This window comes from Achromobacter sp. AONIH1, assembly GCF_002902905.1.
Taxonomy (GTDB): domain Bacteria; phylum Pseudomonadota; class Gammaproteobacteria; order Burkholderiales; family Burkholderiaceae_B; genus Achromobacter.
The window spans coordinates 4,620,766-4,636,449 of record NZ_CP026124.1; the positions used below are offsets into that span (position 1 = coordinate 4,620,766).

The 15,684-nt window shown below is 68.8% G+C and carries 13 protein-coding genes; 9 read left to right on the plus strand and 4 right to left on the minus strand.

Annotated elements, in window-relative coordinates; genetic code table 11:
* The first annotated feature begins 66 nt into the window (after positions 1–66).
* The 3 genes from C2U31_RS21135 to C2U31_RS21145 are packed head-to-tail and all read left to right on the plus strand — an operon-like array spanning position 67 to position 3,808.
* Complete coding sequence (locus C2U31_RS21135; RefSeq protein WP_103274573.1) at positions 67–1,143, plus strand: ABC transporter ATP-binding protein; 1,077 nt, start codon at positions 67–69, stop codon at positions 1,141–1,143.
* 13 nt (positions 1,144–1,156) lie between these two features.
* On the plus strand, positions 1,157–2,803 hold the full coding sequence (locus tag C2U31_RS21140) for an iron ABC transporter permease (protein ID WP_103274574.1): 1,647 nt from the start codon (positions 1,157–1,159) through the stop codon (positions 2,801–2,803).
* 21 nt (positions 2,804–2,824) lie between these two features.
* On the plus strand, positions 2,825–3,808 hold the full coding sequence (locus C2U31_RS21145) for an ABC transporter substrate-binding protein (RefSeq protein WP_103274575.1): 984 nt from the start codon (positions 2,825–2,827) through the stop codon (positions 3,806–3,808).
* 72 nt (positions 3,809–3,880) lie between these two features.
* Here the strand turns inward: C2U31_RS21145 and C2U31_RS21150 are convergent, their stop codons facing one another.
* A complete protein-coding gene (locus C2U31_RS21150) occupies positions 3,881–4,549 on the minus strand; it encodes an ABC transporter ATP-binding protein (RefSeq protein WP_199770863.1) in 669 nt (222 codons plus the stop codon).
* Between C2U31_RS21150 and C2U31_RS21155 the strand changes: the two genes are divergently transcribed.
* Positions 4,548–5,195 carry an arylesterase gene (locus C2U31_RS21155; protein WP_199770864.1) on the plus strand — a complete coding sequence of 216 codons (648 nt, stop codon included), beginning with the start codon at positions 4,548–4,550 and terminating at the stop codon, positions 5,193–5,195. The two genes, C2U31_RS21150 and C2U31_RS21155, sit on opposite strands and share 2 nt — an antisense overlap.
* Before the next feature lie 4 nt (positions 5,196–5,199).
* Here C2U31_RS21155 and C2U31_RS21160 read toward each other — a convergent pair whose 3' ends face one another.
* Positions 5,200–7,167 carry a SurA N-terminal domain-containing protein gene (locus C2U31_RS21160; RefSeq protein ID WP_103274577.1) on the minus strand — a complete coding sequence of 656 codons (1,968 nt, stop codon included), beginning with the start codon at positions 7,165–7,167 and terminating at the stop codon, positions 5,200–5,202.
* Positions 7,168–7,448: 281 nt separating this feature from the next.
* Here C2U31_RS21160 and C2U31_RS21165 point away from each other — a divergent pair, with 281 nt between their 5' ends.
* The 3 genes from C2U31_RS21165 to C2U31_RS21175 are packed head-to-tail and all read left to right on the plus strand — an operon-like array spanning position 7,449 to position 10,421.
* Entirely contained in the window at positions 7,449–8,738 is a 1,290-nt protein-coding gene (locus C2U31_RS21165; protein ID WP_103274578.1) for a M20/M25/M40 family metallo-hydrolase, read from the plus strand.
* 55 nt (positions 8,739–8,793) lie between these two features.
* Entirely contained in the window at positions 8,794–9,546 is a 753-nt protein-coding gene (ugpQ, locus tag C2U31_RS21170) for a glycerophosphodiester phosphodiesterase (protein WP_103274579.1), read from the plus strand.
* Positions 9,547–9,560: 14 nt separating this feature from the next.
* Positions 9,561–10,421 carry a 23S rRNA (adenine(2030)-N(6))-methyltransferase RlmJ gene (locus tag C2U31_RS21175; protein ID WP_103274580.1) on the plus strand — a complete coding sequence of 287 codons (861 nt, stop codon included), beginning with the start codon at positions 9,561–9,563 and terminating at the stop codon, positions 10,419–10,421.
* 13 nt (positions 10,422–10,434) lie between these two features.
* On the opposite strand, the gene C2U31_RS21180 is transcribed toward C2U31_RS21175, so the two are convergent.
* A complete protein-coding gene (locus C2U31_RS21180; RefSeq protein WP_103274581.1) occupies positions 10,435–11,328 on the minus strand; it encodes a LysR family transcriptional regulator in 894 nt (297 codons plus the stop codon).
* Between the two features lie 160 nt (positions 11,329–11,488).
* Here C2U31_RS21180 and C2U31_RS21185 point away from each other — a divergent pair, with 160 nt between their 5' ends.
* Entirely contained in the window at positions 11,489–12,874 is a 1,386-nt protein-coding gene (locus C2U31_RS21185) for a VOC family protein (RefSeq protein WP_103276497.1), read from the plus strand.
* A gap of 29 nt (positions 12,875–12,903) precedes the next feature.
* Positions 12,904–14,118, plus strand: a complete 1,215-nt coding sequence (locus tag C2U31_RS21190) for a PLP-dependent aminotransferase family protein (protein ID WP_103274582.1) — start codon at positions 12,904–12,906, stop codon at positions 14,116–14,118.
* A 46-nt stretch (positions 14,119–14,164) separates the two neighbouring features.
* Here C2U31_RS21190 and C2U31_RS21195 read toward each other — a convergent pair whose 3' ends face one another.
* On the minus strand, positions 14,165–15,589 hold the full coding sequence (locus C2U31_RS21195) for a dihydrolipoyl dehydrogenase (RefSeq protein ID WP_103276498.1): 1,425 nt from the start codon (positions 15,587–15,589) through the stop codon (positions 14,165–14,167).
* Positions 15,590–15,684 lie beyond the last annotated feature (95 nt).

Here is a 15,684-nt window from a genome sequence, read left to right on the forward strand (position 1 = left end):
GAAACGTCGCTGGTCGCGCCGGTTGACGCTTCCTATCATGCCGGCTATCCCTCGCAGGAATCCAACATGGCATCGATCACGGTAGACGGCATCGTCAAGACCTTCGGCGGGCAGCAGGTGCTGCGCGACCTTTCCCTGCACATCCCGGACGGCGCGTTCTATACGCTGCTGGGGCCCAGCGGCTGCGGCAAGACCACGCTGCTGCGGTGCATCGCGGGCTTTCACGCGCCCGACGGCGGCCGCCTGCTGTTCGACCAGGACGACGTGACCCGCGTGTCCGCCCACCGCCGCGACATCGGCATGGTGTTCCAGGACTACGCGCTGTTCCCGGACAAGAGCGCCTTCGACAATGTGGCCTACGGCCTGCGGGCGCGCGGCGTGGCGCGCGCCGAAATCACCCGGCGCGCCAACGAGGCGCTCGACAAGGTCGGGCTGCTGGCGCTGGCCCAGCGCTACCCGGCGCAGATGAGCGGTGGCCAGCGCCAGCGCGTGGCGCTGGCGCGCGCCCTGGTGATCCGGCCGCGCGTGCTGCTGATGGACGAGCCGCTGTCCAACCTGGACGCCAAGATGCGCCTGCAGATGCGCGATGTGATCCTGGACCTGGTGCGCGAGGCCGGCATCACCACCGTGTTCGTCACGCACGACCAGGAAGAAGCGCTGGCCATGTCCGACCGCATCGCCATCATGGACCACGGCCGCATCGCCCAGCTGGGCACGCCGGAGGAACTGTACGGCACGCCGGTCAATGCCTATGTGGCGGACTTCATCGGCTCGGCCAACGTGATCCCGGTGCCGGCCCAGGCCGTGCCGGGCCAGGCTCCGCAAGGCCTGGTGCGCTACCAGCTGTGCGGCCGCGACTTCGACGGCGTGCAGGGCGCGGGCAGCCTGGACGCGCGCGGCGTGCTGATCGCGCGGCCCGAGGAACTGGCGTTGATGGCACCCGCGCCCTACGTCCCCAACACCCTGCCCGGCAAGGTGCTGCGGCGCCAGTACCTGGGCTTCAAGACCGCCTACCGCATCGCGCTGGAGGACGGCTCGGAACTCCGCGTCGAGCTGCACGCGGGCAATATGGTCGCCCAGTTCCAGCCCGGCGAGGCCGTGCAGGTGCTGATCCCCGCCGACAGCCGGGTCGTGAACGCCTGAGGACGCGCCAGCCATGAAAATCAAATGGTGGCCCTGGGGCCTGCTGACCGCGATCAGCCTGATCCTGCTGCTGTTCTTCGTGCTGTATCCGCTGGGCGTGCTGTTCGCCAACAGCGTCACCGGCCCGGACGGCGGCTATACGCTGCAGGGCTTTCGCGCGCTGCTGGCGGACTCGCAGTACCTGGAGGCCTTCGGCAACACGCTGATCCTGGGCCTGGCCGTCACCGCCTGCACCGTGCTGGTGGGCGTGCCCTTCGCCTACATGGTGGCGCGCTACGACTTCCCGCTGAAGAACCTGGTGGCCATCCTGCCCGTGCTCACCATCGTGATTCCGGAGATCATCGTCGGCCAGTCCTGGCTGCTGCTGCTGGGCAACAACGGCCTGCTGACCAACCTGCTGGGCGACGCCGGCATCTCGCTGCCTTCGTTCTACGGCTGGACCGGCATGGTCTTCTCGATGACGCTGGTGTACTACACCTACATCTACCTGGGCGTGCTGGCCGCGTTGCGCGGCTTCGACGGACAGCTGGAGGAAGCCGGCCTGAGCCTGGGCACGCCGCCGCTGACCACCAAGCTGCGCGTGCTGGTGCCGGTGCTGCTGCCGGCCGTGCTGGTCAACGCGCTGGTGGTGTTCACGCTGGTGGTGGGCAATTTCGCGCTGGCCATGCTGCTGGGCAGCCGCGTGCCGCTGCTGTCGGTCATGACCTACAACACCTTCGTCAGCGAAATGGGCGGCAGCCCCACGCTGCAAAGCGCCATGTCGGTGGTGTCCATCGCCATCGTGGCCATCGTGCTGTTCTTCCAGAAGCGCGTGGTCGAGCGCAAGGTCTACACCATGACGCAAGGCCGCGCGCCTGCCGCCGTGCGGGTGCGCTCGTGGGCCTCGATCTTCTACACCGGCGGCGTGGGTCTGGTGATCCTGGTGTCGCTGCTGCCGCTGATCATCGTATTCGTGGCCGCCTTCACCAAGACCAGCGGGCCGGTCATGCACTGGGGCAGTTGGTCGCTGGCCAGCATGCAGCGCGCGCTGCACGGCGCGCCCGAACCCATCCTGAACTCGCTCAAGTTCGCTTCGCTGGCGACGGTGCTGGGCGTGGCCTTCGCGGTGCTGGTCAGCTACCTGACCATCAAGAAGCGCAGCGCCTACACCCAGGCGCTGGACTACATCGTGGTGCTGCCGCTGACCATCTCGGGCACGGTGCTGGGCATCGCGCTGGTGCAGACCTTCAACACCGGCTGGCTGGTGCTGGCCGGCACCTCGGCCATCATGGTGCTGTGCTACACGGTGCGGCGCCTGCCCTTCGCCGTGCGCAACGCCTCGTCGGTGCTGTTCAACATCCCCGACTCGATCGAAGAAGCCTCGATCAGCCTGGGCGTGTCGCCGCTGATGACCTTCTTCAAGGTCGTGCTGCCCGCCATGAAGGCCTCGATCATCTCGGCCGCCCTGCTGATGTGGCTGACCACGATCTCCGAACTGTCGGCGTCCATCGTGGCCTATAGCGGCGGCCTGGAAACCATGCCCATCGCCATCTTCCGGCAGGTCGACGGCGGCCGCCTGGGCATGGCCTCGGCCTATGGCGCCGCGCTGGTCACCGTGATCGTGCTGCCCATCATCGTGTCGGTGAAGGCGTTCCGCATCAAGCTCTTTTCCGGCAAATAACCCGTCCCAGGAAGACTCGTCATGCAAATCAAACACCTGCTGCAATCCGGCCTGCTGGCCGCCTCGGTCGCCTGCGGCGCCGCCCAGGCCCAGAACGTGGTGCTGTACTCGTCCAACAACACCGAGACCATCGAGACGGCGCTGGAAGCCGTCAAGAAGAAGTCGCCGTCGCTGAACGTGCAGCCGGTCACGGGCGGCACCGGCACCATGATGAAGCGCATCGAGGCCGAGGCGCAGAACCCGCGCGGCGACCTGTTCTGGAGCGGCGGCTTCGGCACGCTGGGCGCCTACCGCCAGCACCTGCAGCCGTACCGCCCCGCCGACCTGGACAAGATTCCGGCCGAGTTCCGCGGTCCGGACGACCTGTGGGTCGGCACCAACGTGCACGTGATGGTGCTGATGGTCAACGAGCGCCAGCTCAAGGGCCTGGCCGCGCCGGCGTCCTGGTCGGACCTGATGCAGCCGCAATGGAAGGGCAAGTTCGCCATCACCGATCCGTCCAAGAGCGGCACGGCCTACATGCTGGTCTACGGCCTGTACAAGCAGTTCGGCCAGGCCGGCCTGGACAAGATCGCGGCCAACGCCGTGGTCACGGCCTCGTCGGGCACCACCTACAAGGGCGTGGCGGCGGGCGAATACGCCGCCGGCATGACGCTGGAATACGCCGCCCAGGAATATGTCGCCGGCGGCCAGAAGGAGATCAGGCTGGTCTACCCGGCCGAGGGCAGCTACCTGGCGCCGGAAGGCATGTTCATCATCAAGGGCGCCAAGAACGCGCAAGCCGCCCAGGCGCTGTATGAAGGGCTGCTCAGCAAGGAGGCCCAGGAAGCGCAACTGGTGAAGAACTTCCGCCGCCCCACCCGCAGCGACGTGGCCGTGGCCAGCCTGACCACCCTGCCCGACCTGGCCTCGATCAAGATCTTCCCGATCAGCCAGGAAGCGGCGGCTCAGGAATATGAAGCGGTGGTGGCCGCCTGGGGCCAGGCGGTCGCCAAGACGAAGTAAGGAGGAACGCGGCGGATCCGCTCCCGGCGGCCATTGAAACCTGGAGCCGGAGTCCGGACCGCCGCCAGGCCGTCAGGCCATCCGCCCCGCCGCCAGCACCAGCTGGCGGCCGCAACGCGCCGCCAGCTGCGGATCGTGCGTCACCAGCACCAGCGTGGCGCCGTGCTCGCGGTGCAGGTCGAACATCAGGTCGATCACCTTCTCGCCCGTGGCCGCGTCCAGGCTGCCGGTGGGCTCATCGGCGAACAGCAGATCCGGATTCACCACGAAGGCGCGCGCCAGCGACACGCGCTGCTGCTCGCCGCCCGACAGCGTGCGCGGATAGTGGTGCAGGCGCTCGCCCAGCCCCACCCGCTCGAGCATGGCCTGGGCGGCCTCGCGCGCCGGCTGGCCGGCCAATTCCAGCGGCAGCATGACGTTTTCCAGCGCGGTCAGGTTCGGCAGCAGCTGGAACGACTGGAACACGAAGCCCACATGGTTGGCGCGCAGCCGCGCGCGGCCGTCCTCGTCCAGCGCGAACAGGTCCTGGCCGGCCAGCCTCACGCTGCCCGCGCTGGGAACATCCAGCCCGGCCAGCAGTCCCAGCAAGGTGGACTTGCCCGAGCCCGAGCTGCCCGTGATGGCCACGGCGCTGCCCGCCTCGACCGTAAAATCGATTCCTTCCAGGATAGACAGCGTGCCGCCGGCGTCGGCGACCCGCTTGCCCAGCCCTTTCACCTCGATCGAGTTATTGCTATCCATGCGCCTATTTTTCCGTCTGCTGTACACGTCCGTCCTGACCGCCGCCGCCATCGCGCCCGGCCACGCTCAGACTGCCCCCTCGGCCCAAGGTTCCGCGCCGCGCGCGGTGCTGGTGCTGGGCGACAGCCTGTCCGCCGAATATGGCATCAAGCGCGGCACCGGCTGGGTGCCGCTGCTGTCCGAGCGGATTTCGCAACAATACCCCAAGTACAAGGTAGTCAACGCCAGCATCAGCGGCGACACCACCAGCGGCGGTGTCGCCCGCCTGCCGGCGCTGCTGCGCCAGCACGCGCCGGCCGTGGTGGTGCTGGAGCTGGGCTCGAACGACGCGCTGCGCGGCCTGTCCCTGACCATGACCGAGCAGAACCTGCGCAACATGGCCCAGGCCGCGCGCCAGGCCGACGCCGACGTGGTCATCGTGGGCATGCAGATCCCGCCCAACTACGGGCGCGACTACACGCAGCGCTTCGCGCAGCTGTTCCCCACGGTGGCCAAGGACGAAAAAGCCCGGCTCGTCCCCTTCCTGATGGAAGGCATTGCGACGAACCGGGCCATGTTCCAGGCTGACGGCATCCATCCCAACGAGGATGCCCAGCCCCAACTGCTCGATAACGTGTGGCCGGCGCTGCGGCCACTGCTCAACTAGGGGGTCAGCCCGCCGAGGCGGGCTGCTCGCCCTTGATGGCGTCGGCCGAGGCCGGCAGCAACTGCACCTTGTACTGCTCGCGCAGCATGCGCAGCACGGCTTCGCTTTCGGCCTGGCCATAAGCGCCGGCCAACTGGCCCGCCAGGCTCTCGCGCTCGGCCTGCTCGACCTTGCCCGCTTCGACCTTCTCCAGGCGCGCCACCGTATAGTCGGCGCCAGCCTGCACGCCGACATAGGCGGGCAGCGCGCCGGCCGGCTGGCGCATGATGGCGTCCAGCACCGCGCGCGGCAGGCCGCCCGGATCCTGGCGCGACACGATCACCACGCCGGCGAAGCCTTCGGGCGAGGCTGCCGGATTGGCCTTGTAGGCGGCCAGCGCGGCTTCACCAGCCTGCTTGGCGGCTTCGGCCGAGCGCTCGTCCAGCAGCTTGGCGCGGATGGTCTCGCTGACCTTGTCCAGCGGCGGCACGTGGGCCGGCTCCACGGCGGCGACGCGCACGGCCAGCATGGTGTCCGGAGCCAGCTCGATCACGCCGGAATTCTGCTTTTCGCGCAGCACGTCGGCCGAGAACAGCGCCTGGCGCACGCGCGGGTTGTCCAGCAGCGCGGCGTCCGGACCGGCGGCGGCCGAGCCAGGACCGGCCTTGTCGGCGGGCAGCAGGCCTTCGCGGGTCACGCCGGCGGCGGTGCGCAGCTTCAGGCCGACCGCGTCGGCGGCGGGCTGCAGGCTGTCGCGCTGGTCATAGACCTGCTTGCTCAGCTGGCTGGCCATTTCCGAGAAACGCACGGCGGCGAGCTGCTTGCGCACTTCGCCGGCGAGCTGGTCCTTGACCTCGGCCAGCGGCTTGATCGCGGCGGGCTGGATCTCGGTCAGCTTGAGGATGTGCAGGCCGCTGGGGCTTTCGACGACGCCGGAGACCTGGTCCTTGTTCAGGCCGAAGGCGGCCTTGTCCAGCGAACCGGGCAACGCGCCCTTCTGCTGCCAGCCCAGGTCGCCGCCATTGGCGGCCGAGCCGGCGTCCTGCGATTCCTTGCGAGCCAGTTCGGCGAACCTGGACGGGTCGGCCACGGCCAGCTTGTCCAGCTCGTCGGCCTTGGCGCGAGCGGCCTTGCGCGCATCTTCCGAGGCGCCGGCCGGCAGGTTGATCATGATATGGCTGACGCGGCGGCGCTCGGGCTGGCCGAAGCGGGTCTTGTTCTGTTCGTAGTACGAGGCCAGGTCTTCGTCCTTGACCTGCACGCCCTGGGTGGCGGCGGCTTCGTCCAGCACCAGGTACTGCACCTGGACCTGCTCGGGAATCTGCAGCTGCTGCTTGTTGGCGTCGTACCAGGACTGGATGTCGGCCGGGCCCACATCGACCTTCGAACGGTAGTCGGCGGCGGCGAAGCGGCGCAGCTGGACCGAACGGGTCTGGGTCAGCGCGGTTTCCAGCGAAGCCACCACTTCGGCGGGCGCGCGGGCGGTCATGCCCACGGGTTCGAGCACGCGGCCGATCGACAGGTCGCGGCGCACGCTGGCTTCGAACGTATTCGTCGTCAAGCCCTGCGCGGCCAACACCTGATCGTAGCGTTCCCGCGAGAAGACGCCATTGGCCTGGACCTCGGGAACATTCTTGAGGATGTAGTTGCGCAGCGTGGTGTCCGACACCGACAGACGGTTGTCGATGACGACGTTCGCCATCAGGCGCTGGTTGATCAGCTCGTTCAGCAGGCCCTGGCGCACGAACGGCGTATCGACCACGGCGGGGTCGAACTGCGCGCCCTGGCGCTGGCGGAACTGCTCCAGCTGATTGCGATGGGCCTGGTCGAACTCGGCGCGGGTGACGGGCTGGCCCGCGACCGTGGCCAGCTCGGGCTCCTTGCGCATGAAGCTTTCATAGCCCTGTATGCCGACCAGGAAAAAGGACGGCACGATCAGAAGCAGCAGAATGAACTGCATCCAGCGACGATGGCTGCGAATAAATTCGAACATGGAATCCCTGTTGCCGCGCTCCGGACGTAGACCGGGAGCCGCAAGAAAACGCATAAAAAAAGGCGAACGAGCTTCGCCTTGTTCCCACACCGGTTATACACCGGATCAGCCGCGGGATTTTAGCATTTCCCGCCCGCGCGCGATGTTCAGATTCCTTTGATCATCGCCCGGCGCCAGTGCGTCAAGCAGGGAAACCCCGGTTCCGGCGCGCCGGCCCGGCCCGTATCGTGGTCCGTTCCCGGGCGCCCGGCGCCCAGCGACAAACGAGGTTTGCGTTCATGATGACTCCGCGCCTTTGCCCTTTCCTCGCCCGCGCCGCTGGCGCCGCCGTCCTGTTCCTGGGCAGCGCCGCCGCCTGGAGCGCGCCCGTGGCGGCCGTGCACGAGGCCGCCCAGGCCGAGCGGCAGGCCATGCTGGACACCATGCGCGACCTGGTCGGCATCGAATCCGGCAGCAAGGACGTCGAAGGCGTGGAGCGCATCGCCGCGCTGGTGCGCGACCGGCTGGCGGCGCTGGGCGGCAAGGCCGAGATCATCCAGCCCGCCCAGGTCTTCCGCCTGGACGACACGCCGGAGAAGGTCGGCCCCATGGTGCGGGCCGAGTTCCTGGGCAGCGGCGACAGGAAGATCATGCTGATCGCCCATATGGACACCGTCTACCGCAACGGCATGCTCAAGGACCAGCCCTTCCGCATCGACGGCGACAAGGCCTATGGCCTGGGCATCGCCGACGACAAGCACGGCGTGGCGGCCATCATCCACACCCTGGCCCTGCTGCGCAAGCTGGACTTCCGCGGCTACGGCAAGATCACCGTGCTGATCAACGGCGACGAGGAAATCAGCTCGCCGGGCGCGCGCGACACCATCACCGCCCTCGCGGCCGACCAGGACGCCGTGTTCTCGTATGAAGGCGGCGGCGCCGAAGCCCGGCTGACGCTGGCCACCAGCGGCATCGGCGCGGCCTACCTGACGGTGCAGGGCAAGACCTCGCACGCGGGCGCGCGGCCCGAGGGCGGCATCAACGCGCTGTACGAGCTGGCCCACCAGGTGCTGCAGATGGACAAGCTGTCGCAGCCCGAAAAAGGCTTGAAGCTGAACTGGACCATCGCCCAGGCCGGCACCAACCGCAACGTCATCCCGGGCCAGGCCACGGCCCAGGCCGACGCCCGCGCGCTGCGCGTGGCCGATTTCGACGCGCTGGCGCGCACGCTGGAGGAAAAGTCACGCAACAAGCTCTTGCCCGAGTCCAAGGTCAGCGTGAAGTTCGAGGTGCGCCGCCCGCCCCTGGAGGCCACCGCCGCCTCGCGCGCGCTGGCCTCGCACGGCGTGGCCATCTACCAGGAGCTGGGCCTGCCCATGAAGGTGGTGGACCGCGCCAGCGGCGGCGGCACCGACGCCGCCTTCGCCGCGCTGAAGGCGCGCGGCCCGGTCATCGAGGGCATGGGCCTGTCCGGCTTCGGCGCCCACTCCAATGAGGCGGAGTACATACAGATCGGCAGCATCGTGCCCCGGCTGTACCTGTCGACGCGCATGATCATGGACGTGTCGCAGGGCAAGGCGCCGCTGAAATAGGCCATTAGGAGTATCCTTGCAACCCTGCTCCGTAGAACACTCAAGCAACACCCAAATGACCGCAAACCTCCCCTCCTGGCCCTACTCCCGTTACATCGCCCACCGCGGCGGCGGCCGTCTGGCGCCGGAGAACACGCTGGCCGCCATGCGCGTCGGCGCCGAACACGGTTTCACCATGTTCGAGTACGACGTCAAGCTCAGCCGCGACAACGTGCTGGTGCTGATGCACGACGATGACGTGGACCGTACCTCGAACGGCCACGGCCCGGCCGCCGCCAAGGATTACATCGAACTGGCGCAGCTGGATTTCGGCGGCTGGCACTCGGCCGCCTACGCCGGCGAGCCGCTGCCCACCTTCGCCGCCGTGGCCCGCTACACCGTCGCCAACGGCATCGCCAGCAATGTCGAGATCAAACCCTGCCCGGGTCGCGAGGCCGAGACCGGCCGCGCCGTGGCGCTGGCGGCCCGCGAGTTGTGGAAGCAATCGGCCACCGCCCCCCTGCTCTCGTCCTTCGCCGAAGAGGCGCTGGCGGCGGCGCTGCAAGCCGCGCCCGAGCTGCCGCGCGCGCTGCTGGTGGAAACAGTCCCGGCCGACTGGCTGGCGCGCCTGCAGAAATACCAGTGCGTGGCGCTGAACATCAACCAGAAGGACGCCACCCGCGAGCTGATCGACGCCGTGCACGCCGCCGGCTACCGCATCGCCGCCTGGACCGTCAATGATCCGGAGCGCGCGCGCCTGCTGCTCGACTGGGGCATCGACGGCATCTTCACCGACGAGCTGGCCGCGATCCGGCCCGTCCAGGCTTAAAGGACCGGGCGCCCGTGTTCAGCTACCGCCACGCCTTCCACGCCGGCAACCACGCCGACGTGCTCAAGCACGCCATCCTCGTCCATACGCTGGATTACTTCAACCGCAAGGACGCGCCGTACTGGGTCATCGACACCCATGCCGGCGCCGGCCTGTACAGCCTGGACGGCGACTGGGCCACCAAGACCGCCGAGTCCGCCGACGGCATCGGCCGGCTCTGGGAGCGCGACGACCTGCCGCCCATCCTGGCCGAGTACATGCAGCGCGTCCGCGCCTATAACACCAACGGCCGGCTGCGGCGCTATCCCGGCTCGCCGTGGCTGACGCTGGATGCGCTGCGTCCGTCGGACCGGCTGCGCATGTTCGAGATGCACCCGACCGAGATCGACACGCTGGTCGGCAACCTGGAACACCTGGACCGCAACGCCCAGCGCCAGACCACCATCTACGGCGATGACGGCTTCGAAGGCGTGAAGGCGCTGCTGCCCCCGCCCACCCGGCGCGGCATGGTGCTGATCGATCCGTCCTATGAAGACAAGAACGACTACCGCCGCACATTGAACACGGTCAAGGAGTGCATCAAGCGTTTCGCCACCGGCACCATCGCCGTCTGGTATCCGCTGGTGCAGCGGCGCGAGGCCAACGAGATGGCCCGCCATCTGGAAAACCTGAAGGTCAAGAGCTGGCTGCACGCCACGCTGACCGTCAAGAAGGCGGCCATCGACGGCTACGGCCTGCACGGCAGCGGCATGTTCCTGGTCAATCCGCCCTGGACGCTGCACGAGGCGCTCAAGCCTGCCATGCCCTATCTGGCGCGCGAGCTGGCGCAGGACGACCGGGCCGGCTTCACGCTGCAATACCGCGAGAACACCTGAGCGGTCGTCCGCCTCAGGCTTGCCGCGCCGCCGCCGCGAGCCAGGCGCGGAACGCCTGCAGCGGCGGATAGCTGGCCTGGCTCGGACGCCAGGCCAGATAGTATTTCTCGGCGCTTTCCACCTGCGCGTCGATGGCCAGCACCAGATCGCCGCGCGCCAGTTCGGCCTCGATCAGGAAGCGCGGCAACAGCGCCACCCCCAGGCCCGACATGGCCGCCTGCGAGGCCAGCGCGAACTGATCCACCAGCATGCCGTTCACGCCCTGGGCCTGCACGCCCATGGCGTGGAACCAGCGTTCCCAGGCATCGGGCCGGCTTTCCAGGTGCAGCAGCGGCGCCTTCAGCAGGTCCGCCGGCGCCTGGAAATCGAACTGCCCGCGCAGCGCCCGGCTGCATGCCGGCACCACCTGCTCGCTCATCAGGAAATCCAGCTCGGCCCCCGGCCATACCGGCAGGCCGAAGTGGATCGCCGCGTCCACCGGCTCGGTGGCGAAATCGAATTGCTCCGGGCGCGTGGCCAGGTTGATGGTGATGCCAGGATTGGCCGCCATGAACGCCGGCAGCCTCGGCGCCAGCCAGCGCGTGCCGAAGGTGGGCAGGATCGCGATGTTCAGCGTGCCGCCCTGCGGATTGGCGCGAAAGCCCAGCGTGGCCGCCGACACACGCTTGAGCGCCTCGCGGATTTCCCGGGCATAGGCCTCGCCGGCCTTGTTCAGCCGCACGGTCTGACGCTCTCGAACGAACAGGTCCGTGCCCAGCAGCTCTTCCAGCGCGCGGATCTGCCGGCTGACGGCGCTTTGCGTCAGGCTCAGTTCCAGCGCCGCGCCGGTGAAGCTCTGGTGGCGGGCGGCCGCCTCGAAGGCGCAGAGCACGGACATGGAGGGCAGGTATTTGCGGGGGAATTTCATGGGAGTTCATTCTATTTATGAATGACCTCAGACACAAATGTCGGTTGACCCCCTTGAGCACACACCAGGAGAATCACGCAATCGGGAATTTTTCATGTATTTAATGAATGACATGACCATTCCCGGCCGACTTTTTTCTACCCTGACCCCGTTTCCTGCCATGACCCGCTCCTCCCTCGTTTCCCCGGATGACATCCGCACCCGTTTTTCGCGCGCCATGTCCGACATGTACCGCCAGGAAGTGCCGCAGTACGGCACCCTGCTGGATCTGGTCGCCGACATCAACGCCGACGTGCTGGCCGGATCGCCTGAACTGCGCGACAGCCTGGCGCGCTCGGCCAGCCTGGAGCGGCTGAACCTGGAGCGCCACGGCGCCATCCGCCTGGGCACGGCCGCCGAACTGGCGACCATGCGGCGCGTGTTCGCGGTCATGGGCATGGAGCCCGTCGGCTACTACGACCTGTCGGTCGCCGGCATCCCGGTCCATTCCACCGCCTTCCGCCCCGTGGGCGACGCGGCGCTGGCGGCCAATCCCTTCCGTGTGTTCACCTCGCTGCTGCGCCTGGATCTGCTCGAAGACCAGGCGCTGGCCGCGCAGGCGCGCGAGATCCTGCAACGGCGCAACATCTTCACGGCGCGCGCGCTGGCGCTGACCGAGCAGTTCGAACGGGGCGGCGGCCTGGACAGCGCCCAGGCGGACGAATTCGTCGAACAGGTGCGCGAGACCTTCCGCTGGCACAGCGAGGCCACCGTCACGGCCGAGACCTACCAGGCCCTGCACGACGCCCATCGCCTGATCGCCGACGTGGTCTGTTTCGCCGGCCCGCACATCAACCACCTGACCCCGCGCACGCTGGACATCGACGCGCTGCAGGCCGCCATGCCGGGCCGCGGCATCCCAGCCAAGGAAGTGGTCGAAGGCCCGCCACGCCGCAAGCACCCCATCCTGCTGCGCCAGACCAGCTTCAAGGCGCTGGAGGAACCGGTCCGCTTCCTGGGCGCGGACACCGCCGGCACCCATACCGCCCGCTTCGGCGAAGTCGAGCAGCGCGGCATCGCGCTCACCCGCAAGGGCCGCCAGCGCTATGACGCGCTGCTTGCCCGCGCCCGCGAACAGGCGCCCGGCCAGCGCTACGAAGACCGGCTGACCGAGGTCTTCACCGAATTCCCCGACGATCTGGACACGCTGCGCGCCGAAGGCCTGGCCTTCTTCCGCTACGCGCTGACCGACGACGGCCTGCGCCACGCCGACCCGTCGGCCGCCGACCTGGATATCGATGCGCTGCTGGCCCGCGGCCTGGTGCAAGCCAATCCGATCACCTACGAGGACTTCCTGCCCGTGAGCGCGGCCGGCATCTTCCGCTCGAACCTGGGCAGCGCAGAGCAGCGCAACTACTCGGCCAACGAAGCGCGCGCGGCCTTCGAACGCGACCTGGGCTGCGCCGTGCACGACGAGATCGCGCTGTACGAAGCCGCCCAGGCCGAATCGCTGGCGCGCGTCCGCGCCCTGCTGGGCCAGGCCGAAGACGCCGCCCTGCCCGCTTGAACGTCCGCGCCCCGCGCAACGAGCCGACCATGAGCCACTCTCCCTACGCCGCCGCCTTCGCCGAACCGGCCGGTTCGCCCATCCGCGAACTGTTTCCCTACCTGAGCCGTCCCGGCATGATTTCCTTCGCCGGCGGCTATCCCTCGCCGACGCTGCTGGATGGCGCCGGCATCGAACAGGCCGCGCAACGGGTCTTCGCCCAGGGCGCCGGCATCCTGCAGTACGGCGCGACCGAGGGCGCCCCGGCGCTGCGCGAGGCGCTGGCGCGGCTCTGCGGCGCGCGCGGCATCGAGGCGAAGCCCGAGGACATCCTGGTGACCACGGGCTCGCAACAGGCTTTCGACCTGCTGGTGCGCGTGTTCGTGGAACCCGGCGACGTGGTCTACGTGGAATCGCCTTCCTATCCGGCGACGCTGCAGGCGCTGCGCCTGGCCGGCGCGCGCATCGAGCAGGTGCCGGTGGACGCCCAGGGCATGCGGATCGATGCGCTGGAAACGCTGCTGGCGAACGCGCCGGCCGATGCCTTGCCCAAGCTCATCTACACCGTCCCGACCTACTCCAACCCCTGCGGCACGCTGTTGTCCCAGGAACGGCGCGCGCAGCTGGCGAGCCTGGCGGCGCGGCACGGCGTGGTCGTGGTCGAGGACGATCCCTACGGCGAACTGCGCTTCTCGTCCACGGCGGTCGAGCCGATCCACGCGCTGGGCGCGAGGCTGCCGTCGGCCAATCCGGTGATTTACCTGTCCAGCCTGTCCAAGACGCTGGCGCCGGCGCTGCGCGTCGGCTGGATGGTGGCGCCGGCCGAAGTCATCCGCCGCTGCGCCATCGCCAAGCAGACCACCGATCTGTGCACCTCGCCAATCGCGCAGCTGATCGCCGCGGAGTACCTGAACGCCGGCCGCTATCCGGACACGGTGGAACGCGCCCGGCGCGAGTACGGCGCCCGTATGCAGGCCATGGTCGACATGCTGCAGGCCGAACTCGGCGGCCGCATCCTGGCCAATCCGCCGGAAGGCGGCATGTTCATCTGGGCCGAGGCGCAGGACGACCTGGCGCCCGGCGCGCTGTTCCAGGCCTGCGTGGAACAGCGCGTGCTGTTCGTGCCCGGCGCGGCCTTCTATGCGGCCAATCCCAAGGCCGGCACCATGCGGCTGTCGTATGCCGCGCCCGACGTGGACCAGATCCGCGAAGGCGTGCGCAGGCTGGCCGCCGCGTACAACAGCGCGCTCGGCGCCGGCAAGTAGTCGCGAGGGCAAGCGGGGCCGCCATTGCGGCCCCGGCTCAACCCCTTCAGGCAGTTTCCTCGACCTGCAGCGCCTCGCGCGCCTGCGCCAGCTTGGCGGCGGCATCGCGCAACGCCGTGCGCAGGCCTTCCTCGATCACGGGGTGGTAGAACGGCATCTCCAGCATCCGCGCCACAGTCAGCTCCTGCTGCACGGCCCACGCCAGCAGGTGGCCGATGTGCTCGGCGCCGGGACCGACCATCTCGGCGCCCAGGAAACGGCCGGTCGCGATGTCGGCGTACACGTGCAGCATGCCCCGGTTCTTCAGCATCACCCGCGAGCGGCCCTGGTCGCCGAAATCCACCTGGCCGGTGACGAAGGTGCCCGGCACCAGCCGCGCGTGGCCCTGTCCGGCCAGCGCGATCTGCGGATCCGAGAACACCACCGCCAGCGGCGCGCGCCGCAGACCGGGGCGCACATCGGGATAGCGCGCGGCGTTCTCGCCGGCGATGCGCCCCTCGTCGGCGGCCTCGTGCAGCAGCGGCGCGTCGGCGTTGGCGTCGCCGGCGATGAAGATGGGCGCATCGCCAGCCTGCATGGTCTCGCGGTCGAACAGCGGCACGCCCTGCCTGTTCAATGCCAGCGAGGTGTGCTCCAGGCCCAGCCCGTCCACGTTGGGGCGGCGGCCGGTGGCGACCAGCGCATAGTCAAAGCGCTCGGTGCGCTCGCTGTTGTCCAGCGCCACGTAGCGCACCTCGACCTCATCGCCGACGCGCCTGGTTTCCAGCACGCGGGCGTCCGGATCCAGGTAGAACTCGCGCTGGAAGATCTTGCGGGCGCTCTGGCGCACCAGCGGGTCGCTGATGCCGCCCAGGCTGCCGCTGACGCCGAACACCCGCACCTCGACGCCCAGGCGCGCCAGCGCCTGACCCAGCTCCAGTCCGATCACGCCAGGGCCGAACACGGCCACGCGGCGCGGCAGATCGTCCCAGGCGAACACATCGTCGTTCACGACAAGCCGGTCGCCCAAGTCGCGCAGCGGCGGCGGCACCGACGGCCGCGAGCCGGTGGCGATCACCACCCGCGAAGCCTGGATCTCGGCATGCTCATCCACGCGCAGCACGGTGTCCGACACGAAGCGCGCCTGGCCACGGATCTTGTCCTCGGCGGGAATGTTCTCCACGCCGTCCAGCACGAAGCCGACGAAGCGGTCGCGCTCGCGCTTGACGCGATCCATGACCGCCTTGCCATCGACGCTGACCTCGCCTTCCACGCGCACGCCGAACGCATCGGTATGCATCGCGGCATGCGCGGCCTCGGCGGCGGCGATCAGCAGCTTGGACGGCATGCAGCCCACGCGCGCGCAGGTCGTGCCATAGGGGCCGCCCTCGATCAGCAAGGCGCGCTTGCCGGCGGCGCGGGCTGCGCGATAAGCGGCCAGGCCGGCGGTGCCGGCGCCGATGACGGCGACGTCAGTGTGCAAAGTCTTCATATCCATGTGCTCCCGATATGGCGTGGTTGTGCGGTGTCTTGCCTAGGGCGAATTCGCCTTGCTGCGCGGGCTCGAGACGCGACCGTCCCCGCGGC

What these genes read in the sequence shown, in the direction of transcription:
- C2U31_RS21135 (WP_103274573.1), top strand. Translation starts at nt 67, where the DNA reads ATGGCATCGATCACGGTAGACGGCATCGTCAAGACCTTCGGCGGGCAG.
- C2U31_RS21165 (WP_103274578.1), top strand. Translation starts at nt 7,449, where the DNA reads ATGACTCCGCGCCTTTGCCCTTTCCTCGCCCGCGCCGCTGGCGCCGCC.
- C2U31_RS21180 (WP_103274581.1), bottom strand. Translation starts at nt 11,328, where the DNA reads ATGAAATTCCCCCGCAAATACCTGCCCTCCATGTCCGTGCTCTGCGCC.
- C2U31_RS21145 (WP_103274575.1), top strand. Translation starts at nt 2,825, where the DNA reads ATGCAAATCAAACACCTGCTGCAATCCGGCCTGCTGGCCGCCTCGGTC.
- C2U31_RS21150 (WP_199770863.1), bottom strand. Translation starts at nt 4,549, where the DNA reads ATGGATAGCAATAACTCGATCGAGGTGAAAGGGCTGGGCAAGCGGGTC.
- C2U31_RS21160 (WP_103274577.1), bottom strand. Translation starts at nt 7,167, where the DNA reads ATGTTCGAATTTATTCGCAGCCATCGTCGCTGGATGCAGTTCATTCTG.
- ugpQ (WP_103274579.1), top strand. Translation starts at nt 8,794, where the DNA reads ATGACCGCAAACCTCCCCTCCTGGCCCTACTCCCGTTACATCGCCCAC.
- C2U31_RS21155 (WP_199770864.1), top strand. Translation starts at nt 4,548, where the DNA reads ATGCGCCTATTTTTCCGTCTGCTGTACACGTCCGTCCTGACCGCCGCC.
- C2U31_RS21190 (WP_103274582.1), top strand. Translation starts at nt 12,904, where the DNA reads ATGAGCCACTCTCCCTACGCCGCCGCCTTCGCCGAACCGGCCGGTTCG.
- C2U31_RS21195 (WP_103276498.1), bottom strand. Translation starts at nt 15,589, where the DNA reads ATGAAGACTTTGCACACTGACGTCGCCGTCATCGGCGCCGGCACCGCC.
- C2U31_RS21140 (WP_103274574.1), top strand. Translation starts at nt 1,157, where the DNA reads ATGAAAATCAAATGGTGGCCCTGGGGCCTGCTGACCGCGATCAGCCTG.
- C2U31_RS21185 (WP_103276497.1), top strand. Translation starts at nt 11,489, where the DNA reads ATGACCCGCTCCTCCCTCGTTTCCCCGGATGACATCCGCACCCGTTTT.